Genomic DNA, 22790 nt, shown 5'->3' with positions numbered 1-22790 from the left:
TCGGCCGGTCGCGCCGCCTCAGAGCGTGAAGCGCGAGACGGTCGTGCCGGCTTTCGTCAGGTCCTCGTGGGTCGCGGCGGCGACGGTCACCTGGTTTTCGCCGTACTCGATGGCGACTTCGACCTCGAACGCCCCGTCTTCGGGCTCGACGAGTCGGGTCTCGCCGGGCGTCTTCACCGCGGCGACGGGAGCGTCGGTCTGCCCCGAGACGACGAGCTTGTCGCCCTTGAAGCGCGTGCTCACGCGGAGCGAGGGCCCGGTCGGGCGGTCGGACTCGACGTACCGCTCGCGGAGGAACGCGGGCGTCTCGACGGGTTCGCCCGCGTCGACGCCGTGGGCGAGGCGGACGTACTGGGCCATCGACCACGCCAGCGGCGTCGCGCTGCCGGTGCCCTCACCGAACTCCCAGTTGAAGTCGGTCGCGTGTTCGCGGTCCCAGACCTGCTCTGCGAGCATCCGGCCGGAGTTGGCGAAGGCGGCCATCGTCCGCAGTAGGTTGTCCGGTGCGAGGTCGCCGTCTTCGGTTCCCGCGAGCAGTTCGTACTCGCCGCGTTCGCCGGTGAAGATGGGCCACAGCCGGCCTTTCCCCTTGGCGTCGACGGACCACGGCGCGCCCTCTTCGTCGCGTTCGCGCTCGCCGTAGCCGTCGCCGTTGTACCGGTAGAACGCCGGGCCGTGCGGCGTGTCGACGCGGATGGTCTCGTCGACCTCTTTCAGCGAGTTGCGGATTATCTCGTCGCCGGCGGGCTTGATGCCGAGGCGGGTGAGTTCGAGGAAGCCGGCGTCGATGATTTCGCGCTCGTCGAGCGTCGGCCCGTTGTTCGCCAGCGTCCGCAGGTGTCCGGCGTCGGGTTCGCCGTCGCGGGTGATGCGGACGTAGTACGGCGTGTGCGTGTTGCGGTCGGTGCCGGTCCGCGTGGCGGTCCAGTCGTCGACGCGCTCGGCCCAGTCGTCGGCCAGCGCCAGCCAGACGAGGGCGTCGTCGGTGTGGCCCTCGTCGAGCGCGATGGCCGCCGCGCAGCCGAGACCGGCGATTTCGGCCGCGATGGACGACGGCGAGTAGCCGGCCTCCTCCTCCCAGCGCTCCTGTGCGGTCGGCGGCCCGTTCCGCGCGACGTAGTCCGCGGAGTACTTGACGTTCTCGTAGCCGTAGGCCACGTCGTCGAAGGTGACGCCGCGCTCGTGGAGCATGTACGCCATCACCTGCGGGAACGAGATGTTGTCCATCTGCTCGCCGCCCCAGCGGGTCCGCCCGTTGAGGTAGGTGTTCTGCGGGATGAAGCCGCGGTCGTCCTGCTGGTAGGTGTAGATGTACTCCAGCGCGTCGATGGCCGTCTCCACGTCGCCGACGGCCTCGAAGACGGTGAAGACCTGATAGAGGTCGCGCGACCAGACGAAGTTGTAGCCGTACCCCTTCGCCTCCTCGGCGGGGACGGCCTCGCCCCACGGCACCGACGGCGAGGCGAGCCCCGCGCCGAGGTAGGTCTTGTCCTCGACCGCCCGCAGGCTCATGAGCGCGGTCTTGTACTGCGCGGCGAGGTCGTCGTCGCCGGCGACGGAGCCGGGGAGTTCCTTGTCGGCGAGGAAGTCGGCCCACGAGTCGACGTACGCCGCCCGCGCCGTCTCGTAGCCGCGGGTGAGCGCGCCGGCCGCCTCGCCCAGCGCGGCGGCGGTGTCGGCGTGTTCCGCGAAGCCGAGCGCCAGCGTCTCACCGAGTTCGTCGCCCGTGCCGATGCGCCCGACGAGGACGACGTTCTCGTCGTCGATGCGCTCTTGGGCGCTCGGGAGTTCGCCCTTCGAGAAGAACTCCGCGAGATACCGCGAGCCGGCGACGCCGACGGTCGCCCACTCGAATCGCCCGGCGGCGGTGAGCGCGATTGCGACGCTGTACTCCCTGCCGTCCTGGTCGATGAGGAGCGGTTCGTGGCCGTCGCCGGCGTCGAACGCGCCCGCGTCGCGGGCGACGAGGTGGTAGCTCCCGAGCTGGCCGAGGCGGATGCCGCGGTCTTTCGTCCCGGTGTTCGCCAGCGCCGTGTCGGCGATGGTGTACAGTTCGTACTCGTCGCCGTCGATGGACTCGAACTGCACGTCCGCGAGTATCGCGTCGTGTTCGGGGTCGAGGACGTACTCGACGGTGAGTTCCCACTCGTGGCCGCGGCCGTCGCCCGTCTCGGTGACGACGTGGCGGAAGACGAGCGCGTCGTCGTCGACGATTTCGGCCCGCCGTTCGACCGTGTCCGCGTGGTCGTCGCGGCGGGTCTCGTTGTGGGTCCGCGCCGTGTACTCGTCGTCCGGGTCGGCGTCGACGACGAGGAAGTCGAGCGTCCGGAGGTTCATCAGGTCGACCCGCGGGAAGCGGACCTCGGTCAGCGCGCCCTCGGTCAGGGTGAACCAGACGCGCGAGGGGTCCTCGGCGTAGTGGTCCGCGACGGTGCCGATGCCGTATTTCTCGCCGGTCGTCCACCGCGGCCGGTTCTCCGGGCCGGTCGGCGCGGGCTTCGGGGCCGGCAGCGCGTCGATATCTGCGAGGATGGCGGTCGTCTCCATGCGGATTGCGTGGGGCCACCCCAGCGGCGTCGCGCTGTCGAAGCGCCCGTCGTCGAACACCTGTTCCGCGAGGTAGCCCGCGTCGGTTGTGAAGGGGCCGTCGGGCTGGAGCAGTTCGTAGAGGTTCGTCGCGCGCTCGACGAAGCGGCGGCTGTCCTTGCCGAGGCGGTCACAGAGGACGCCGAACTTCGCGGCGGCGTTCGCGCCCCACGCGGTCGAGACGGACCACACTTTCTCGCCGTCCTGCCCCTCGGCGCGCCAGTAGTCGTCTTCGAACCGGACCAACCCGGCCACGTCGCCGCGGGGATTTCGGTAGAGCCCCTTCAGCGTCGCGGCCATGTGCTTGACGAGCCGATTGGCGGTCTGCGAGTCGACGTCTTCGATGTCGGCGTAGGCGTCGACGGCGTCGACGAGGGCGAACGTGGCCGAATCGAGGCGGTCGTCGAGGCCGCCGTTTCCGTCGATGCGGAGGGCGTAGACCTCGCGTTCCTCGGACCAGAGTTCGTCGAGACCCTCGTACACCGCGGTCGCCTGCTCGGCGGCGTGCTCGCGGAGGTCGTCGTTCACGGGCGCGGTGGCGACCGTGGCGTACGCCTGAAGGAACGTCGCGGCCGTGTGCGTGAACCGGCCGCCCATGTTCTCCCACGCGTTCTGACAGGGTTTCGGGAGTCCGTCGGATTCGAGGCTGCTGTCGAGGCCGGAGACGCCCGCCGCGACGGTCGAGCGGAGACGCCCGACGAGTTCGTCGTCGAGTTCGTCGCGGCGCTCGGCGAGGAGCGACGCGAGCGCGGCGACGACGCTCGCGGTCTGGTCGGCCTGGTACTCCTCGTCGCCGGTGCCCTCGACGCGGCCGTGTGCCCAGCCGGGGGCGACGCTCCCGTCGACGGCCCAGACCCGGTGGGGCCACGTGCCGTCTTCGAGTTGGGTTTGACAGTAGAACTCGGCGCTCGTCGCGAGGCGGTCACCGAGGTCGAGACCGAAGGCGTCGTCGGCGTGTGCGAGCGCCTGTGTGACCTCGGCGTCGTCGCGGAACCACGTGTAGCCGTAGCCACCGGAGTGGGCGTAGAACGGGTCGAACTCGGGGCCGGCGATGCGCGCGCCGCTGGGGGCGGTCAGGAGCGACAGCGCCCGGAGGTCGGCGCGGACGATTCGCTCGCGGGGCGTCCCGTCGGGGACGAACACCTCGGCCTGCTCGCGGGCGGCATCGCGGAGCGCGTCGGCGGTGGCGTGCTGGACGGAACAGTGTCGGAGGTCGGCGAGGGCGTCGGTCCGCGCCATCTCGTTGTGGTCCGAAAGCTGGGTGACGAGGGTGGTCCGCGCGGCGCGGCCCTCCTGTTCGAGCGGGGCGCTGACGACCACGTCGCCCGAGAGATGGGTGTCCTCGTAGCGGTCGAGGACGGCCTCCCGCGGGAAGTCGAAGGTGTCGTCGGAGAGAATCTCGTCGAATCGCTCGGGAATCTGGCCGCGAACGTCGGTGAGGCCGGTCGACGCGGTGACGTAGTCGTGTTCGTTTCGGTGGAACACCTCGACCGCTTGGGTGTCGTTCGGGCCGCCGGCCTCGTGGATGAGCCGGCCGACCCGCGTCTCTCGCCCCTCGGGTGCGAAGGTGAGGAAGGCGGTCAGGCGGGCGTCGGTGGGAATCGCACCGCGGAGTTCGACGTGCGTCACGTGGGCGCGACCGAGCGTCAGGTCGTACTGGTGGACGGTGTACTCCCCGGCGTCGTACTCGGTCTCGACGAGGCTCGTCTCCCGGTAGTAGTGCTGCCGCACGGACTCCAACTCGTCGAACCAGTGCGTCTCGCCGTCCGTCTCGATGCCGAACCGAGAGCGGTCGATACCGTAGAGACCCGAAAGCGGAGCGGAATAATCCCGGAGAGAGCCGTCGAGTCCGACGTAGACGAGTCGGTCCCCGTGACCCGAAAACGCGCCGTCCGAGGTCCGACACTCCTCTGGGAAGCGCCCGCCCCGGTCGCGTTTGTATTCGTTTAACGCGGTCCGAAGTCGCATAGAGGTAGACGAGGGTCCCGAACCATAAGTATTGGCCGCCCGTTTGCCATCAGTTATGCCTGTGAACCGACGAATTCGGGAGACGCCGAGGCGACTCGGTAGAACCCGTCTCTCACCGGAACGCCGGTCCCATCAGGGGTAAACTCAAAGTCACCCGGCACGTTGATTGTGAGTATGCAACACCCAGGACCGCCGCAGTTCATGGCTGTCGGCGAGTCAGTACAACTCGCGCCTCGCGACCCGGACCCCGACGCCGACTACTCGTGGCGGGTTCGGAGCGCGCCGGTCGCCAGTAGCCTCGAACTCGACGAAGACACGGCAGTCGTGCAGTTCACGCCCGACGCGGCCGGCCAGTACGTGGTCGAACTCGACGCGCCCGACGTGACGTACACGCTCACCGTCCGCGTCTTCCCCGGGTCCTACCTGCCCGCCGGCTCCGCCAGAAGCGGCGCGAGCGGAATGAGCGGAATGAGCGGGTACAGCGGACAGAGCGGCTCAGCGCGCCCGACGGGATTCAGCGGCGGCGCGTCCGGCTCCGGGAGCGCCATCGGCGACGCCGACCGGGGACGGGGGGGTCGCCCGCGCATCAGGCTCGACGCGACCGTCGAAGACGGCGTGGTCGTCGTCCGCGCCGACCCGCAACCGAACCCCGACAGCGCCACCGACCGCGACGACCTCGTGGTCGAGTTCGTCGTCGACGACCGCGACGAGATCGACGACGCGGCCGTCGAGACCGACGGCTGGGAGCTCCGCGTCCCGCTTTCGGCGGTCGGCGACCGACTCCGCGTCCACGCGGTCGCCCTCGACGAGACGTACAGCGTCCCCGACGCGGTGACCGTCGAGCGCGAGGCCGCCGCCGACGGCGGGTTCACCGAGGCGGAAACCGACGCCGTCCAGACCGACGTGACGAGCCACGCCGACGGCTCCGGCGCGGGGAGCGCGTCAGTCTCCCGCCCCAACGACCCGCCGCAGTGGTCTCGGGAGGTGACGCTCTACGAGATTTACGTCCGCGGCTACGCCTCGGACGACGAGGACGCCGACAACACCTTCGAGGCGCTCGAAAAACGCCTCGACTACCTCGAATCGCTCGGCATCGACTGCCTGTGGCTCACGCCCGTCCTCCAGAACGACCACGCGCCCCACGGCTACAACATCGTGGACTTCTACTCCATCGCGGAGGACCTCGGCACCCGCGAGGACTACGAGCGGTTCGTCGAGGCCGCCCACGACCGCGGCATGAAGGTGCTTTTCGACCTCGTGCTCAACCACTCCGCGCGGGACCACCCCTTCTTCGAGGACGCCTACAAGAACCCCGACTCCGAGTACTACGACTGGTACGAGTGGCGCGAAGACGGCGAGCCGGGAACGTACTTCGACTGGGAGTACATCGCCAACTTCGACCACCGGAACCTCGACGTCCGGCGCTACCTGCTCGACGCGGTGGACATGTGGGCCGAGGTGGTCGACGGCTTTCGCTGCGACATGGCGTGGGCCGTCCCCGACACGTTCTGGCAGGAGATTCGGGACCGCGTGAAGGCGAAGGACCCCGAGTTCCTGTTTTTGGACGAGACCATCCCCTACATCGCCGACTTCCACGAGGGCATGTTCGACATGCACTTCGACACGACGCTGTACTTCACGCTCCGGCAGGTCGGCCGCGGCGACGAGCCCGCAGAACGCATTCTCGACGCCATCGAACAGCGAACGCAGGTCGGCTTCCCCGACCACGCGACGTTCATGCTCTACCTCGAAAACCACGACGAGACGCGCTACATCGTCGAGTGCGGCGAGGACGAGGCGCTGGCCGCCGCGGGCGCGCTGTTTACGCTCCCCGGCGTGCCGATGGTCTACGGCGGCCAGGAAATCGGCCAGCGCGGCCGCCGCGACGCCCTCGCGTGGGACCACGCCCGCGACGACATCCGCGAGCACTACGAGCGACTCATCGAAGTCCGCGACGAGACGCCCGCGCTCCGGTACGACGGGACGTTCCGCCGCATCGACTACGAGACCGACACCGACCGCGCCATCGCCTTCGTCCGCGACCACGACGACGGCTCGTACCTCTGTGCGCTCAACTTCGCGCCCGGCGCGACCACGGTCGATGTCGGTGACCTCGCGGTCGACGCGACCGATATCGTCTCCGGCGACTCGGTCGCCGCCGAGGGCGGTATCCGCGTCGACGACGTGGTCGTCTGCCCGCTCGCCTGACGCCCGCTCGCGGTCGAACACGCCGACGAGATGGGGAAGCGCTCGCTGACGGACCGCCCCAGTCGGGGCGGCCCTCTCCACCAGATTCGTACGCCCCGAAAACTTTTTTCTTCGAGGAGAGAATCCCGCCGTTCACGGCGGGCGTGAATCCGACATGAGATTGACCAACCGCCGTCGATGGCTGGCTGAAACCCCAACGCTTAGCACACGCCGTCTCGTACACGTTACCAAGGGTTACGTCGGCTCTCGGCACTTGCGCGGGAGTATGAGACGCGCTGAAACCAGCGTCCCGAACATTTCGGGGCGTCGGTTCCCACGGGTCGGTTCTGCAACCGACTGCGGGGTTCGCGTCGTTCGTCAGCACGGGAACCCGGCCCACGGGTCGGGGAAGTGTGACCGAACCGACCGTGCCGTGAGGCATGACCGCTTGGGAGAGAGACGCCCCGAGAAACCGGGCGTCGATGACTCGCTTGCGGATGGGAGCGCCCGTGACAGCGCCACAGGACGCTCCCGAGCGAGGGACGAAACCCGTCTCACTGACCTCGGGAGAGAGGGTCCTAAAACCTGCTCGGCAACAGGCCGGGTTTCCTCGTGCGGGGGAAGCCCCGTCGTTTACGACGGGGAGGATGTCACACCGTGTTCTTCGTCGAGCGCCTCATCGTCGCCACGGCGGGCATCACGTTCGTCATCGGCATCCAGCACGTCTCCGAGTGGTTCGAAGAGGAGAACCTCGGCATGGCCGAGGGAATCTACGCCGGCGTCGGGAACGCCGGTGCCGCCGGCGGTGCGCTCATCCTGCCCCGCGTGTTCGGCGCGGACTGGAGCGGGCCGCTCTTCCAGAGCAACTGGCGCGCGGCGTTCTTCTACACCGGCGTCGTCTCGATTCTGCTCGCAATCGCCTACTACGTCCTCGGCGAGGCGGCGTCGAGCAAGGAGCGCCGGCAGGCGACCGCCGACAACGCGACGCTCAAGCAGTGGGTCCACACCGCGACCCGGTACGGGACCGTCGCGCTCGCGCTCGCCTACGTCATGAGCTTCGGCCTCGAACTCTCGATGAACGGCTGGCTCGCCACCTACTACCGCGAGGCGTTCAACACGGACAACCTCGTTCTCGCGAGCACGTTCGCGGCCACGTTCTCCATCGCGGCCGGCCTGCTCCGGCCCATCGGCGGCTACGTCAGCGACGTGCTGGCGCGCAAGGAGATGGACATCCTGCCCGTGTTCGAGGGTCGCTACCGCGAACAGTCGACGTTCGTGGCGCTCTCGTTCATCGTCGTCTCCATGCTCGTGATGACGCTCGCCGGCCTCTCGGGAACCGTCCTCGTCGCGGTGGCCGCCGGCTTCATGGTCGGCATGGCCTGCGCGTTCGCTGAGGGCGCTATCTTCGCGCAGGTTCCCGCGATGTTCCCCAACAGTTCCGGGGCCGTCGCGGGCGTCGTCGGCGGCGTCGGCACCATCGGCGGCATCACCTACCCGCTCGTCTACTCGTCGGTGCTCCTGCCGAACCTGCACGTCGGCTACGCGCTCGTCGCGGCGACGATGGTTCCCATCGTTCTCCTGAACGCGTGGGTGTACCGCCCGCACATCGCGAAGCGCGCGACCGTCGACGGCTTCCTCGGCTCGTCGGGCTCGACCGGCCCGGCCGACGACTGAGCCGCCGACCGCGACTGCGACGTTTCATTTTTTTCGCCCGCCCGACTGCCCGCGAGCCGCCGGCTTTCGACGCTCGCCTCAGGCGACGCGCGCGTCGGTCTCGACCGAGACGCCGTCGAGGTAGTCGCCGTCCGGGCCGACCCACTCGCGCTCGCTCCCGCAGTCGGTGGTCAGCCGGCAGACGCGGGTCTCCGGCGGCCAGACGACGCGCACCTCGTCGCCGGAGCGCTCGACCGTCGCGGTCTGTCGGTACGTAACCGTCTCACCGAAGTCGCCGATATAGGTCACCACGAGGTCGACCTCGCTCGCGCCCGCCGGAACCGACAGCCGTTCTGGACCGGCGGCCAGCGGGCGGTTCGTCACGGCCACGCCCGCCGACGAAACCGACCACTCGACGGTCAGGTTCTCGGCCGTCGTCGCGTCGTAGCGGGCGTAGCCCTCGTCGGTCTCGACGCGGACCGATGCCGTGTTCGTCCCCTCGGGCGCGCCGAGCGTCGTCGTCGCGTCGACCCGCTCGCCGGCGAGCACGTCGAGTCGGGTCAGTTCGGGTTCGACGGGGTCAACAGCTCCGGTCCACATCCCCCGATAGGTGAAGCGATACGGCGTCCGGTTCGTCGCGTCGAGGACCGCGAAGTCCCGTTCGGCCCCGCCGTCGATGGCGTACATCACCGGGCCGTCGAAGCCGGGGTCGTTGCGGAGCGCTTGGAAGGGATGGGCCGACCAGTCGCCGTACGGGTCGGGGTGGAAGACGAGTGCCTTCGTCTCGTTGCCCGGCGCGGCCGAGCCACCGCCGATGCCGAGACCGTCGTCACCGCCCCCGAGACCGCTGGCGTCGACGCCCGGCACGGACGGGGTCAGCGGCGGCTGTTCGAAGCCGGCGTCGAGGAGCGGTTCGTAGGTCGCCGCGAGGTTCTCCGTTCGGAGCCGGTTTTCGTCGTAGGGGTCTTCGACCGCGCCGACCGTCACGCCGCCGGCGAACAGCGCCGACACGAGAAGCACCGAGAAGACGACTCCGCGGGCCTCCGACGCCGAAAAGCGACGGTGGGCCAGCCGACGGAGGAGGCGAGCGCCGGCGACGACGCCGGCCGCGCCGAACACCGCGAGCGGGACGAGCGCGTCGAAGTGGTAGAACGGGCCGAGAAGGTCGATGAGGCCGTTTCGGAGGCCGTTGTGTGTCCCCCAGAAGGCGGCGTTGCCGACGAACACCGAGGCGAACACGCCCGCGACGACGCAGGCGAGGGCGTCGTCGGAGAGTTCGGTAAACGCGCGGTCGCGGCCGCCGAGGCCGTGGTGGCGGCGTCTCGCGCTCCCGCGGAGGTTCCGGCCGGTCTCGTGGCCCCACCAGCGGCGGGCGGTGACGCCGAGGCCGACCACCGCGGCGACGGTTCCGAGCCAGCCCATCGGCCCCCACTGCGTCACGAGCAGGTCGAGCGCCTCGGCGGCGGTCTCGACACCCATCGCGGGCGTGTAGACGACTTCGTAGCCGAGGATTGCCCGCTCTCCGAAGCCGATGCCGTCCCGCGGGGCGAAGGCGATGTAGGGGAACGTGAGCGGGTCGCCCGTCACGACGGCGTTGTACGCGAGCGTCAGGCCGACGAACGCGAGGCCGGGGAGCGCGATGGCGGCGTACCGGCGGAAGACGACCCAGCCGGTCCCCGCGCGCCGCGCGGTCGCCAGCGCCCACAGCGAGTGGGCGATGAAGGGCAGCGCGAACAGCACGGCGGTGTAGGGGCGGGCGAAAAACGCCGCGCCGACGAGCGCGCCGGCGACGACCGCGTAGCCCGAGGAGTCGCGGCGGGCGGCCCGGACGTAACAGACGGCGAACCCGAGGTTGAGCATCGTCGTCGGCGCGTACGCGAGGAACGTCGACGACGTGAGGAGAAACAGCGGCGAGAGGCCGAGCAGGCCCGCCGCGACGACGCCGGTCGTCCGGTCGAACGCGTCGGCCGCGAGCGCGTAGACCAGCGCGGCGGATATCGCGGCGATAGCGCCCAACACGAGGTTCGGAAGCCCGACCGCGAGGCCGACCGCGAACAGCGCCGGCACCGCCGGCGAGTACTTCGAGTAGAGCTGGACGCCGCCGGGGGCGCTCGGCGTCTCCTGTACCACGAAGAACCACGGCCTGACGGCCTCGGTCAGCCGGCCGGGATAGAGAAACAGCTTGCCTTCGAGGAGCATCGCGGCCTGCGTGAGGTAGACGCCCTCGTCGTCGTTGACGGTGTGGTACGGAAAGAGGTCGACCGCGAGCCACGTCACGACGAGCCCGACCAGAAGCGAGACACAGAGCGCTGCGAGTCGCCGCTGCGTCCGGGTTCGGTCGATGTCGATGGTACCGTCAAAATCGAATGCGAGTCCGCGGACTGCGGCTCGCACGCGTTCGCCAAGCGGGAGGGAGCCGCCCGTATTCGAGTCTCGCCGGCCCATCCTCAGTCCGAGTAGAGGCCGCTCTCGGGGCGCTGTTCGCGCGGGAACCACGCGAGTTCGTGGCCGGCGTCGAGCGTCACCTCGACGCAGCCGTCGGTCGGGACGGTCTCGTCGTGGTTGTGCATACACAGCAGGGTGTCGCCGCCGTGAAGTTCGACCTCGTAGAGGATTGTCGGCCCGAGGTAGCGCTTGCCGACGACTTTGCCGTGGCCGTCGCCGCCGTCGCAGGGATGGGCCGACACGTCGTCGGGGCGGACGAGGATGTCGATGTCCGTGTCGTCGTACTCGGGCGCGAGGCCGTGAATCTGGTCGCGGTCGACCGTCCCCAGCTCGGTCTCGACCGCGTCGCCCGCGATGCGTCCCGGCAGGAACCCGGCGTAGCCGAGGAAGCCGGCGACGAACCGCGACTCGGGGTGTTGGAACACCTGTTCCGGTTCGCCCACCTGTTCGAGGTCGCCGTCGTTCATCACGGCCACGCGGTCGGAGATGGACATCGCCTCCTCCTGGTCGTGGGTGACGGAGACGGCCGTCACGCCGGCCTCCTTGAGGATGCGGCGGACCTCCTCGCGCATCTGGACGCGGAGGTCCACGTCGAGGTTCGAGAACGGCTCGTCGAGGAGCAGAATAGCCGGCTCCGGCGCGAGCGAGCGGGCGAGGGCGACCCGCTGTTGCTGGCCGCCGGAGAGCTCGTCGGGGTAGCTGTCGCCTTGGGTCTCCAGCCCCACGAGGTCGAGGAGGTCGGCCACGCGCTCGTCGCGCTCCGACTCACTGAGGTCCTTCAGGCCGAAGGCGATGTTCTCGGCCGCGGTGAGGTGCGGGAACAGCGCGAACTCCTGGAAGACGACGCCGACGCCGCGCTCTTCGGGCGCGCGGAAGGTGTCGCCGCCGGAGACGACGTTTCCGTTCAGCCGGACCTCGCCCCCGTCGGGGCGGTCGAGGCCGGCGATGAGCCGGAGCGTCGTCGTCTTCCCGCAGCCCGACGGCCCGAGTAGCGTGAGAATCTCGCCCTCCTCGACGCTGAGCGAGAGGTCGTCGATGACCGACTCGGTGCCGTAGGACTTCGAGACGCCGTCGAGTTCGAGGACGCCGCCGGCGTCCGCGTCGTCGGTCTCGGAGTCGGTGGCTTCCGCGCGGTTCGAGCGGTCGGTGGTCGAGAGTGTGCTATTTGACATCGTATCCCTCTTGGGTGATGATGACGAGCATCGAGAGCCCGGAGACGAAAAGCAGGATGAACGCGGGCACGACGGCCTGACCGAAGTAGCCCTGCTCGTAGGCCGTCCAGATGTGGGTCACGAGCGTGCTGAACCCCGAGGGGCGAAGCAGGAGCGTCGCGGGCAGTTCCTTCATCGTGGTCAGGAAGACGAGCGCCGCGCCGCCGAACAGGCCGGGCGCGACGAGCGGGAGCGTGACGTGACGGAACGCCCCCGACGGGGTCTCGCCGAGCGTCCGCGCCGCCTCCGGGAGCGCGGGGTCGACCCGGAGGAACGACGCCCGGAGCGACCCGATGGCCTGCGGGAGAAAGCGGATGACGTACGCGAACACGAGGAAGTAGAGCGTCTGGTAGATGGGCGTCGCGTACGAACTGCCGAAGAAGACGAGCGCCAGTCCGAGGACGACGCCCGGCACCGCGTAGCCGACGTAGGTCGCGCGCTCGAAGACGGAACTCAGCCGCGAGGGGTGCCGGGCGGCGAGGTACGCGACGGGGAGGCCGGCGAGCGTCGCCGCGCCGGCCGTCGCGGCCGCCACGAGGACCGAGTTGAGCGCGTACTCGGGCTGGAACGCGAGCGACCCGCTCGTCGCGGCGACGCCCTGCGCGAGCCACGTAAAGAGGATGCCGAGCGGGACGAGGAGCGCGACGGTGGCGACGAGCGCCGCGAAGCCGAGCGCCGGGTACTTCCAGCGGCCGAGCGGCATCGGGGCTCCCGAGCGCCCGCCGGTCGTCGTGCGCTCGTCGCCCCGAATTTTCGATTCGAGGGTCAGGATGAGGAGCGTCACGGCGACCAGTTGGAGCGACAGGAGCGTCGCGGTGTCGCGGCCGAACGTCCCGAACTCGACGTAGATGACGCGGGTGAAGGCGTCGAACCGCATGATGGCCGGCGTGCCGAAGTCCGAGAGGACGTACAGCGCCGCCAGGAGCGAGCCGGCGGCGACCGCCGGGCGAATCTGGGGGACGGTCACCCGTTTGAACGCCTCCCAGCGGCTGTGGTTCAGGGTCCGCGCGGCGTCGATGAGCGTGGTGTCCATCGACTTCAGCGCGGCCCGGGTGGTAATGAACACGTACGGGTACGTGTAGAGGGTCAGCACTAAAACGGCACCGGGTAGCCCGTAAATCTCCGGGAGCGACTCGATACCGAGGGGAGCTAACAGCCGCTGAAACGCGCCCTGCGGGCCGAACGCCGAGACGAACGCGAACGCGCCGATGTAGCTCGGAATGACGAGCGGGAGCGAGACGACGACGGTCCAAAAGCGTCTGAACGGCAGGTCGGTCCGGACGGTGAGATACGCCAGCGGGACGCCCAGACCGATACACGCGGCGGTGACGAGCGTGACGAGGACGGCGCTGTTCAGAAACACCTCGACGGTCGCCGGCCGGGTGACGAGCGCCACCGCCTCGGCGAACCCCACGTTGAGCGCGGTCCTGACGAGCCACAACAGCGGGACGACGACCGCGGCGGCAACGGCCCCGCTGGCGACGGTCAGGCCGAGCGGTTGCTCGTCGTCTCCCCCACCGGTCCCCGTCTGCTGTTCGGTCGCCATGAGTGAGCTACCTCAGAGAACGCCCACCTCACGCAAGAGTTCCACGGTTCCTTCGAGGTCCGAAAGCTGCGTCAGGTCGAGGCCCTCGGGCGGGCTGAGTTCGTCGATGCTCGGCAGTTCGCCGATGGGGTCGACGCCCGAGACGAGCGGGTACTCGAAGGTGGTCCGCGCGAAGTAGTCCTGCGCTTCGGCCGAAAGCAGGTGGCGGACGAAGTTGCTCGCCAACTCGGTGTCGTCGGCGGTGTCGAGGACGAGCGCGCCCGCGACGTTGAAAATCGAGCCGGCGTCGCCCGCGGTGAACGCGGTCGAAAGCGGCGCGTTCGGCCGCCCCGCGAGGATGCGCTGGATGTAGTAGTGGTTGGCGAACCCTGCGGCGATTTCGCCGTCGGCGACGGCCTGCGAGACGAGGAACTCGTCGTTGTACTCTGTGACGCCGAGGTCCTGCATCCCCTGCAGCCACTCTCGCGTGGCGTCTTCGCCTTCGAGGACGCGCATCGCCGTGATGAACGCCTGGAACGAGGAGTACGTCGGTGCCCAGCCGATGTTGTCGCGGAACGCCTCCGTGTCCGGGAAGGCCATGATGTCGTCGGGGATGCCCGACTCGTCGAACTGGTCGGTGTTGAACGGGACGGTCCGGGCGCGACCGGAGGTCCCGGTCCACTGGCCGTCGGGGTCGTGGAACTCGTCGCGGACGAGGTCGAGCACCTCGCTCGGGAGGTCCTGCGTGCGACCGGCGTCCTTCAGCGCGCCGAGCGAGCCGGCGTTGACCGAGAAGAACACGTCCGCGGGGCTGTTCTGCCCCTCGGTCTGAATCTGGTTGACCAGTTCGGCCGCCGAGTTGTACCGCGGGCGGATGGTGAAGTCGTCGTAGTACTCCTTGAAGAAGGTGATAAGCTCACCGACGAGCGCCTGCCCGCGCCCGGAGTAGAGCGTGAGTTCGCCCGAGAGGTCCGGCATCTCCGTGACGGACACGCCGCCGGTGATGTCGCGGTCACCAAACGGCGAGCGCCCGGACCCAATCTGCCCGACCGACCCGTTCGTACTTGATTCGGTCGTCGTTTCCGTCTCCTCGTCGCTTCCGCCGGTACACCCGGCGAGTGCGCCGACCCCGAGGGCCGCCGTCGTCGCGATGAACCGCCGACGACTGTGGCCGCGAGGCTCTCGGTCGCGTTCGTGCATACGTGAATTTAGGTCTCCCTAAACCATTTATACCTACCGATTCGCGGGCGAAGTGGCCGAATCGCGGGCCACGGGTCAGCTTTCTCCCGCGGCGGCGCGGGGTGGCGCTCGCCGTCGCTCACTCAGTCGTCGGCCGGCGCGGCGGCCCGCGGTGCGGCGAGTGCGTCGAGGCAGTCCAGCCAGTCGCGCATGTGCTCGCCGACGTAGTTGAAGAAGTCGCCGTTGCGGTAGTCGGACCAGTCTCCGTCGGCGAGGGCGTCGGCCATTGCCTCGAAGACGCCGGCGTAGCTGTCGGCGTCCCCGCCGGCCGCGTCGACGACTTCCCAGAGGTGCTCGTTGAGTTCGAGACCCGGTACCTCGTTGTTGAGGTCGTCGAACGTCGGCCGCGCGGCCTTGTTGTGCTCGCACAGCGGGTAGCCCGTCACGATGTCTTTCCCGAGCACGTCGGCGGCACGCTTGAGGAACACTCCCGACCAGATGTCGTCGAAGCGGCCGACCTCCCACTCGTTGTCGTCCATCGGGAGCTGGTAGAACGCCGGGATGACCTCGCGCTCGAACGCGAGGTTCATCGAGCAGACGGTGAGGTACTGCCCCGGTTCGGCGACGAAGTCGCCGTCGAAGTCGTCGAAGTCCGTCCGAGTCTGGGCCTGCCCTTCGAGGTCGCCGTCCATCAGGATGCGGACCGCGTCGAGGTCGGGGACGTTCGTCCACAGCCCCTGCGAGGCCACCACGTCGCGGAGTTCGCGCGTCCCGGTCTCGACCGTCTCGTCCATCGCGGAGTAGGGATACCCGCGGGGGTACAGCCCGTGTTCGTCGGCGTTCTGGTAGAGCGCGTTCACCCAGCGCTCGTCGCTCGACACCGACTCCACCTCGTCGGTGCGGTCGAGGTTCGCCATGTGGCGACCGAAGAAGTCCCACTCGTCGTGCGGGAGCGTGTCGTCGTCGACGAAGACGCCGTAGTCGAACTCGGAGTGCGCCCACATGTACAGCAGGCCGAAGCTCGTCTGGGCGTGGCTCGCCGCCGGAACGAGATGCGAGTACTCCGAGATGTCGTGGTCGTCGTACCACTCCTCGCGGGCCGTCCCGTCGAAGACCGCGCCCGAAACCCCCTCGTCGTCCAGCATCGACGCCATCCCCTCGGTGTCGCAGAAGTCCTCGGTCACGAGGAGGACGAACAGCCGGTCGAGGTCGAAACCGTGTGCCCGCGCGTTGTCGAAGTACGCCCGCATGCACTCGTACTCCCGGATAGTCGGGACGATGACACAGATATCCGCGTTCATTGCTCCTATGGATTTAGGCAACCCAAAAATAGCTGTTGGTTCGAAATAGCGGCCCTGAAATGCCGATGTAGTGATAATTACTCCGTCGGGCCGACGAGGGCGGGCGATTCACGCCCGACCGCCCGCTTTAGGCTCGCGTCCCCGTCAGCGACTCCAACAGCAGGACCGCCTCGGCTTTCGCCAGCGGGTCGTTCGCGTTCCCGCACTGCGGCGACTGCACGCAGGAGGGACAGCCGTCCTCGCAGTCGCAGTCCGAAATCAACTCGGCCGTCTGGCGCATCAGCCCCTCGACGATGTCGTAGCCGGCGCGCGTGATGCCGACCCCGCCGGGGTGGCCGTCGTAGATGAAGATGGTCGACTGGTCGGTGTGGGCGTGGTACGGCGTCGAGAGCCCGCCGATGTCGCCGCGGTCACAGAGCAGTCGGAGCGGAAACAGCGAAATCAGCCCGTGTTCCGCGGCGTGGATGCCGCCGTTGAAGCCGTAGTCGCGGCCCTCCGCGCGGTCGCTCGATAGCTCGCGCATCTCCGATTCCACGTCGCCGGGCACGGTGAAATACAGCGCCTTCGTCCGCAGGCTCGTCTCCGGGAGGTCGAGTAGCTGCTGGCCGATGGTCGTCCCCCGCTTCGGGTCGCGGCGCTCGAACCCCGTTATCTGCTTTCGCATCGTCACCTCCGCGAACCGGACCTCCACGTCGGACCGCGCCGACAGCGGTTTCGACAGGATGTCCCGCTCGACCGTGATGTGTTTGTCGTGGAGGACGCGGGTGTAGTAGTCCGCCCACGTCGGCTGGAGTCGGGCCACGTCGCGGTCCAAATCCAACTCCGCGACCTCGTACGTCTGGCCCTGATGGTGGTAGACTGCGCCGGGGTGGGCGTCCCGGATCGCGTCGTCGAACGCCAGCGTGGCGATGATCTCGTCGTTCCGCGAGTCCATCAGTTGCACCTCGCGGTCGGTGATGGTTCGGAGGCTCATCGCGTGCTGCGGGCTCTCGCTCCCGTCGTGGGTCCACCGGAGGCCGTCGTCCGTCTCCCGGCGCGCCAGCGTCCCGTCGGCTTCGAGGTCGGAGACGATACCGGGGAACGGCGCGCCGAACTTCGATTCGTCTTCCGTCGAGAGCCAGTTTTCCGCGGCCGCGCAGGCGACGTGCGAGGGGAGGAGATGGTCGTTTTCCGGGTCGGAGACGGCGCGTTCGGGGTCGCCGTCGAAGAACTCGGCGGGGTGGTTCATGAGGTACTGGTCGAGTTGGTCCTCGCCGCCGACGAGGACGACGAGCGCGGGTCTGTCGCCGCGACCCGCCCGGCCGGCCTGTTGCCACGCGGACATCCGCGTGCCGGGGTAGCCGTCGATGAGCACCACGTCGAGGCCGCCCACGTCGACGCCGAGTTCGAGCGCGTTGGTGCTCCAGACGCCCGCGATGTCGCCGTCGTGGAGGCCGGCCTCTATCTCCCGTCGCCGGTCGTGGGTCAGCGAGGCCTGATACGCCGCAACCTCGCCCGCGAGGTCGTGCTCGCCGCGACTCCGGAGGTCGCTCGCGCTCTCGGAGGCGTACCGCTCGGCGGCCTGTCGGGCGCGGGTGAACGCCAGCGTCTGGTGGCCGCGCGCGACGAGGTCGACGAAGAGGTTCTTCGTCTCGACGTGGCCCGAGCGCCGCCGGCCCGACCCGCCGGCGTCGGGGTTCTCGTACTCCGGTGGGTTCCAGAGGAGCCAGTTGGTCTCGCCGGTCCCGCTCGTGTCCTCGTCCACGAGCGTAAAGGAGTCCTCCCGCTCGCCCGTGATGCGCGCGGCGTGCTCGACGGGGTTGCCGATGGTGGCCGAACAGCAGACGAACTGCGGGTCGGCCCCGAACCGCTCGCAGACGCGCTTGAGTCGGCGGATGAGCAGGGCGACGTGGCTCCCGAACACCCCGCGATAGCCGTGGACTTCGTCGATGACGACCGTCTCCAGCGAGGAGAAGAACCACTCCCACAGCCGGTGAGCGTGCGGGAGCAGCGCGTAGTGAACCATGTCGGGGTTCGAAAGCAGCACCGTCGGCATCCGCTTTCTCACCTCGCGCTTCTCGGATTTCGACAGCCGGCCGGTGTACTGGCCGACCGAGACGCGACTGCCGAAGCCGAGGCCGCGCGCGAGGTCCGACAGCGTGTCGAGTTGGTCGGCGACGAGCGCGTTCTGCGGGCCGAGATAGAGCGTCCGCCCGCCGTGGTCCATCGCCCGCTCGAACGCCGGCACGGTGTACGCGAGGCTCTTGCCGCTCGCGGTCCGCGTCGCCAACACGACGTTGTCCCCGTCGCGGACCGCCTCGACCGCCTCGGCCTGATGCCGGTAGAGCCGGTCGATGCCGCGGTCTTCGAGCGCCGACGCCAACCGCGGTTCGAGGTCCACGCCGGCGAACGCCGGCTCGCGCGCCTCGAACCGGCGGTGGGACCGAATCTGCCCCTCGTAGTACGGTCTGGTCCGAAGCCACTCGATGAGGTCGTCCACACGTCTACTGCGGACGTGGTCGCCCTAACGCTGTCGCAGGCCGTAACTGATAGCACACGGCACGCCCGCCGCGCCGTTTTTGTTCTTCGCGTCCCGACGGAAGCTATGAACGAGTCCGCGGCCGCCGTGCTCATCTACGACGGCGAGTGCGCCTACTGTTCCGTCGCCGCGTCGGCGCTGAAGCGCCTCGACGACGTGGAAGCTATCTCGTGGTACGACGACGCGGCGCAGGCGTTTCTCGACGCCCAGTTCGCGGACGTGCCGTTCGCCATGGTCCTCGTCGACCGCCGCGAGGACCGCGTGTACGCCGGCCGCGCCGCCGCCAAAGAACTCACCGACCGGGCCGGGATGCCCGGCCTTCTCGGCAGTCTCGTCCGCGACAACTACGACAGAATCGCCAAGGTCGTCGGCGTCGCCAGCGGCCGCGGCCGCGACCCCGACGACGTCCACAGCGTCTACGACCTCGAACCCGACGCAGCCGACCTGTTTGCGCCCCTCCTCGACAACGCCGAGCCACGACCCGCCGAACTTTCGTAGTCGGGGCGACGCACTCCGACCGATGACTGAACCGAACCACTCCACCGACGACGCGCCGACGATACACTCCCTCGACCCCGCTGCCCTCGGCACCGACGACGACCCGCTGGCGCTCGGCTCTCGGTCGCCCGTCGGAACCTACGCGCTCGTTTTCGACGCGCCCGAGGCGACCGTCGAGGTCGGCGCGCTGGGCGAACACCGCTTTCCGGCCGGTGCGTACGTCTACGTCGGGAGCGCGTTCGGAACCGGCGGCTTACGCCGCGTCCGCCGCCACCGGCGCGTCGCGGCCGGCGACCACGACGCCCGCCACTGGCACGTCGACTACCTCGGCGGCCATCCGTCCGTCGACCTCGCGCGCGTCGTCTGCGTCACCGACCGCGACGTGGAGTGTGCGGTCGCGACCGAACTCGCGTCGTCGCTCGGTTCGGCCCCAATCGACGGCTTCGGCTCGTCGGACTGTCCGTGTGATGCACACCTCGCGCGCGGCGACTCGGTCGAGACGGTGACGCCGCTCGTCGAAGCAGCGTTTCGAAGCAAAATGTGAAGGGGAATGTCTTCCCCTTCTGACATCCGAACCGGACCGGGCACCCCGGTTCGAACGATAAGCCGGTTGTCAGAGGCACCCCGGCGTACCTCCATACTCCGGCTACACGCTTTACTTCACCCATCGCATCACTCACTCAGTGAGTGATTTCGAGTATAAAAACAATTCGTTTGTTTATATGCTGATGGCGGGTTCTCCTGTGACTTAAGTAGTGACACGTTCATGCAGTTCGACATGGTTCGGTCCGAGGTCGCCGGGGTGTTCGACGTGCTCGCGTCGCGGGCCGACGTGCTCGAGGCCGTCGTTCGACAGTCTCGAACGACCGCGGAACTCGCGAGCGACCTCCCGGTGTCGCGGTCGACCGTCGACCGCGGCCTCCGCGAGCTAGAGCGCGCGGGCTTCGTCGAGACGCGCGACGCCGTCCACTACTCGACGCTCGCCGGCCGCATGGCGCTCGAAACGTACTCGCAGTTCGTCGAGTGCTTGGACGACATTGACGCCGCCGCCGCGGTGCTCGACGCGCTCGATTCGGACGCGCCGCTCGCGCCGGTGTTCCTCGACGGCTGTGAGGTCGTCCCCGTCGCCGACGGCGGCCCCGGGCCCGCGCTCTCGAAGCTCACGTCCTTCGTCGAGGAGGCGGAGTCGGTCCGCGGGTGCGTCCGGGGAGCGTTCCCCTCGCAGGTCGACGCCTACTATCGGGCCGTCGTCGACGACGGCACGCCGGTCGACATCGTCGCCACCGACGACGTGGTCCAACGCCTCGTCACCGCCTATCGACCGCAGCTCGCCGAGACGTGGTCGGTTGACTCTTTTTCGCTTCGGTCGACCGCGGCGCTTCCGTACAGCCTCGTCGTTTCGGACCTCCCGGATGGCCCCGTCGCGTTCCTGGTCGCGTACTCCGAGCGAGGTCTCGCGGGCGTCATCTACAACGACTCGCGGCCGGCGGTGTCGTGGGCCAGCCGGCGCATCGAAGACTGGCGGTCGGACGCCTCGCCGCTCCCCCGGCCGCCGGGCGACGAACCCTGACGACCCGCCGCCGGCAGCCGATGTTCCCGAGACCCCAACGACTTACGGGGGCGGCCGCGAAGGGGTCCCAATGACGGCAACGTTTCCTGGAATCCCCTATCTGGAGTGGATTGTCGACCGGGTGGACGAGGCCACCCACGACCTCGCGACGAGCGACCTCGGCTCCTCCCGGCGCGGTGACGACCTCGTCCCGCCGGTTCTCGCCGGTCGCTCAGACCCCGAAGACGCGACGCTCAGCGGTCAGGTCGCTGCGCGCTACGGCGTCTCCGAGTCGTCGGTCCTCGTCACCGCGGGCGCGACGAACGCGAACTTCCTCGCCGCCTGCGCGCTTCTCGAACTTGCGTCCGGCGACGACGAAGACGGCGACGGCGACGACGACTCCGACGCCTCGCGCCCGCAGGTGCTCGTGGAAAAGCCCGGCTACCAGCCGCTCGTGGCCACGTCGGAGGCGCTCGGCGCGCGCGTCGACCGTTTCGTCCGGCCGCCGGAGTACGACTACGAACTCGAACCGCACCGCCTCGACGGGGCGTCGACCGACGACTTCGCCTACGCCATCGTCACTAACCGCCACAACCCGTCGGGGAAACTCACGCCGCGCGCCGAACTCGCCGAAGTCGCGTCGGCCGCGGCCGACGCCGGCGGTTACCTCCTCGTCGACGAGGTGTACGCGCCCTTCGTCGACCCCGCCGCCGACGGTCCCTTCGGCGGCACCACGGCGTCCGGCCTCGACAACACCGTCGTCACCGGGTCGCTGACGAAGTTCTACGGCCTCGGCGGCCTCCGCGTCGGCTGGATTATCGGCCCCGAGGAGGTCGTCGAGCGCGCCCGCTCGGCGTCGATGTACCTGCCCGCGGTCGCCGAGCCGAGCACCAAACTCGCCCGGCGCGCGCTCCACCACGGCGACGAGATAGAGGCCGCCGCCCGCGAACACCTCTCGGCGAACCACGACCTGCTGGCGACGTTCGTCGCTGACCGCGACGAACTCGACGGGCGCATCCACGCCGGCGGGACGTTCGCCTTCCTCAACCACGCCACCGCCGACGGCGACGCGGTCGTCGACGCCGCGTGGGACCGCGGCGTCCTCGTCGTTCCCGGCCGATTTTTCGACGCGCCGGAGTCGTTCCGCATCTCGCTGGGCGGCGACCCCGAAGCGATGGAAACCGGCCTCGAAGCCTTCGGTGACGCGCTCGACGACCTCGACGAGTAACGCGGCGTTTCTTACTGTTCGGTCTTCTCGATGAGCGGGTGCTGAAGGTAGTCGTTGACCTCCACGTCAGCGAGCGATCGGAGGCCCCCGACGCGAGCCATCCGGCGCAGGCCCAACTCGTCGACGTCCTCCGGCGAGACCGTGAGCACGTGCGCGAGCATCCGGTCGATATCGAGTCGCCTCGCGGCCATCGCCCGGTGGTGTCCGTCGACGAGCAGCGTCTCGGAGCCGTGAGAGACGACGATGAGCGGCTCCGCGAGCCCGTTTTGGAGTTCGTACTTCCGGCCTTCGAGCTCGTCGCCGTACACCTCCCGCTGGGTCGGAATCAGCGAGCCGACCTCGACTTCCCGCTCGCCGACGCCGATGGACGTGTCGTGGGTCCGTTCGAGCATCTCGCGGGTGCTCTGGACCTTCGAGGGCGTCGTCCGCTCGATTTGGCTCCGCACCGCGTCGCCGTTCGAAAACAGGCCGAGCAGCACTCGGTCGTCGTCGACGACGGGCAGGAACTGGTGGCCGGTGCGGAAGATGACGCGCGCGGCGTTCTTCACCGTCATCTCCGGGCGGACGACCACGAGGTCGCGGCTCATCACCGACTCGACACGCACGTCGCCGTGGACTTCCAAGAGGTCTATCGCGCCGACGAACCCGAGGAGGTGGTCTTCGTCGTCGACGACCGGGAGCCCGCCGTACTGCGGTCCCGCTTTGAGTCGGTCGACCACGTCCGTGACCCACGCGTCGGGCCCGACCGTCTCCACGCCGGTCGTCATGTACGCGTCGACGCGCACGTCGTCGAGTTCCATCGGTGTCATGGCTGGTTCCCTCGCATCTCGGTCGTTCCGCGGTTGGCCGCCGAGCGTCCTAAACGTATCTGCGGCGAAAAACGAGGGAAGACTGCGACCCGCGTCGCGTCCGAGTCGGGCCCGCAGTACCGCGCCGTCGGAG

13 protein-coding genes and 1 pseudogene are annotated in these 22790 nt (G+C 69.0%); 6 read left to right on the top strand and 8 right to left on the bottom strand.

The genetic code is table 11. The features are described 5' to 3' along the window. Positions 1–18 precede the first annotated feature (18 nt). Complete coding sequence (locus tag HVO_RS12930) at positions 19–4554, bottom strand: glycoside hydrolase family 15 protein (RefSeq protein ID WP_004041601.1); 4536 nt, start codon at positions 4552–4554, stop codon at positions 19–21. Between the two features lie 201 nt (positions 4555–4755). On the opposite strand from HVO_RS12930, the gene malA reads away from it, so the two are divergent. Together malA and HVO_RS12920 are read left to right on the top strand one after the other, a co-directional pair. Next, positions 4756–6762, top strand: coding sequence for an alpha-amylase MalA (gene malA, locus HVO_RS12925; protein WP_049941505.1), 2007 nt, complete (start codon positions 4756–4758; stop codon positions 6760–6762). A gap of 630 nt (positions 6763–7392) precedes the next feature. Beyond that, positions 7393–8415: pseudogene (locus HVO_RS12920) on the top strand (MFS transporter); the annotation flags it as partial. Between the two features lie 78 nt (positions 8416–8493). On the opposite strand, the gene HVO_RS12915 reads toward HVO_RS12920, so the two are convergent. From HVO_RS12915 to HVO_RS12890, 6 genes are all read right to left on the bottom strand, one after another. Continuing rightward, complete coding sequence (locus HVO_RS12915) at positions 8494–10839, bottom strand: DUF7846 domain-containing protein (RefSeq protein WP_004041597.1); 2346 nt, start codon at positions 10837–10839, stop codon at positions 8494–8496. A gap of 2 nt (positions 10840–10841) precedes the next feature. Continuing rightward, positions 10842–12011 (bottom strand): ABC transporter ATP-binding protein, encoded by a 1170-nt coding sequence (locus HVO_RS12910; protein WP_004041596.1) that lies wholly within the window; start codon positions 12009–12011, stop codon positions 10842–10844. Continuing rightward, entirely contained in the window at positions 12001–13596 is a 1596-nt protein-coding gene (locus tag HVO_RS12905; protein WP_004041595.1) for an ABC transporter permease, read from the bottom strand. The genes HVO_RS12910 and HVO_RS12905 overlap by 11 nt, the downstream gene beginning before the upstream one ends. A gap of 12 nt (positions 13597–13608) precedes the next feature. Beyond that, positions 13609–14775, bottom strand: a complete 1167-nt coding sequence (locus tag HVO_RS12900) for an iron ABC transporter substrate-binding protein (protein ID WP_004041594.1) — start codon at positions 14773–14775, stop codon at positions 13609–13611. A 122-nt stretch (positions 14776–14897) separates the two neighbouring features. Continuing rightward, a complete protein-coding gene (locus HVO_RS12895; protein ID WP_004041593.1) occupies positions 14898–16055 on the bottom strand; it encodes a hypothetical protein in 1158 nt (385 codons plus the stop codon). A gap of 127 nt (positions 16056–16182) precedes the next feature. Continuing rightward, positions 16183–18534 (bottom strand): DEAD/DEAH box helicase, encoded by a 2352-nt coding sequence (locus HVO_RS12890; protein WP_004041592.1) that lies wholly within the window; start codon positions 18532–18534, stop codon positions 16183–16185. A gap of 105 nt (positions 18535–18639) precedes the next feature. Here HVO_RS12890 and HVO_RS12885 point away from each other — a divergent pair, with 105 nt between their 5' ends. The 4 genes from HVO_RS12885 (at position 18640) to HVO_RS12870 (ending at position 21848) form a co-directional block, all read left to right on the top strand. Continuing rightward, positions 18640–19071: a DCC1-like thiol-disulfide oxidoreductase family protein gene (locus tag HVO_RS12885; RefSeq protein WP_004041591.1), complete on the top strand. Its 432-nt coding sequence runs from the start codon at positions 18640–18642 to the stop codon at positions 19069–19071. Between the two features lie 22 nt (positions 19072–19093). Then, positions 19094–19615: a GIY-YIG nuclease family protein gene (locus tag HVO_RS12880; RefSeq protein ID WP_004041590.1), complete on the top strand. Its 522-nt coding sequence runs from the start codon at positions 19094–19096 to the stop codon at positions 19613–19615. Between the two features lie 222 nt (positions 19616–19837). Next, positions 19838–20641 (top strand): helix-turn-helix transcriptional regulator, encoded by an 804-nt coding sequence (locus tag HVO_RS12875; protein ID WP_004041589.1) that lies wholly within the window; start codon positions 19838–19840, stop codon positions 20639–20641. 70 nt (positions 20642–20711) lie between these two features. Next, positions 20712–21848, top strand: coding sequence for a pyridoxal phosphate-dependent aminotransferase (locus HVO_RS12870; protein WP_013035305.1), 1137 nt, complete (start codon positions 20712–20714; stop codon positions 21846–21848). Between the two features lie 11 nt (positions 21849–21859). On the opposite strand, the gene HVO_RS12865 is transcribed toward HVO_RS12870, so the two are convergent. Beyond that, positions 21860–22648 carry a CBS domain-containing protein gene (locus HVO_RS12865; RefSeq protein WP_004041587.1) on the bottom strand — a complete coding sequence of 263 codons (789 nt, stop codon included), beginning with the start codon at positions 22646–22648 and terminating at the stop codon, positions 21860–21862. Positions 22649–22790: the final 142 nt, after the last annotated feature.

Origin of the sequence: Haloferax volcanii DS2, assembly GCF_000025685.1 — an archaeon.
GTDB lineage: Archaea > Halobacteriota > Halobacteria > Halobacteriales > Haloferacaceae > Haloferax > Haloferax volcanii.
Note: the sequence above shows the minus strand (reverse complement) of the source record. Positions and strands in the feature narration are given on the sequence as shown.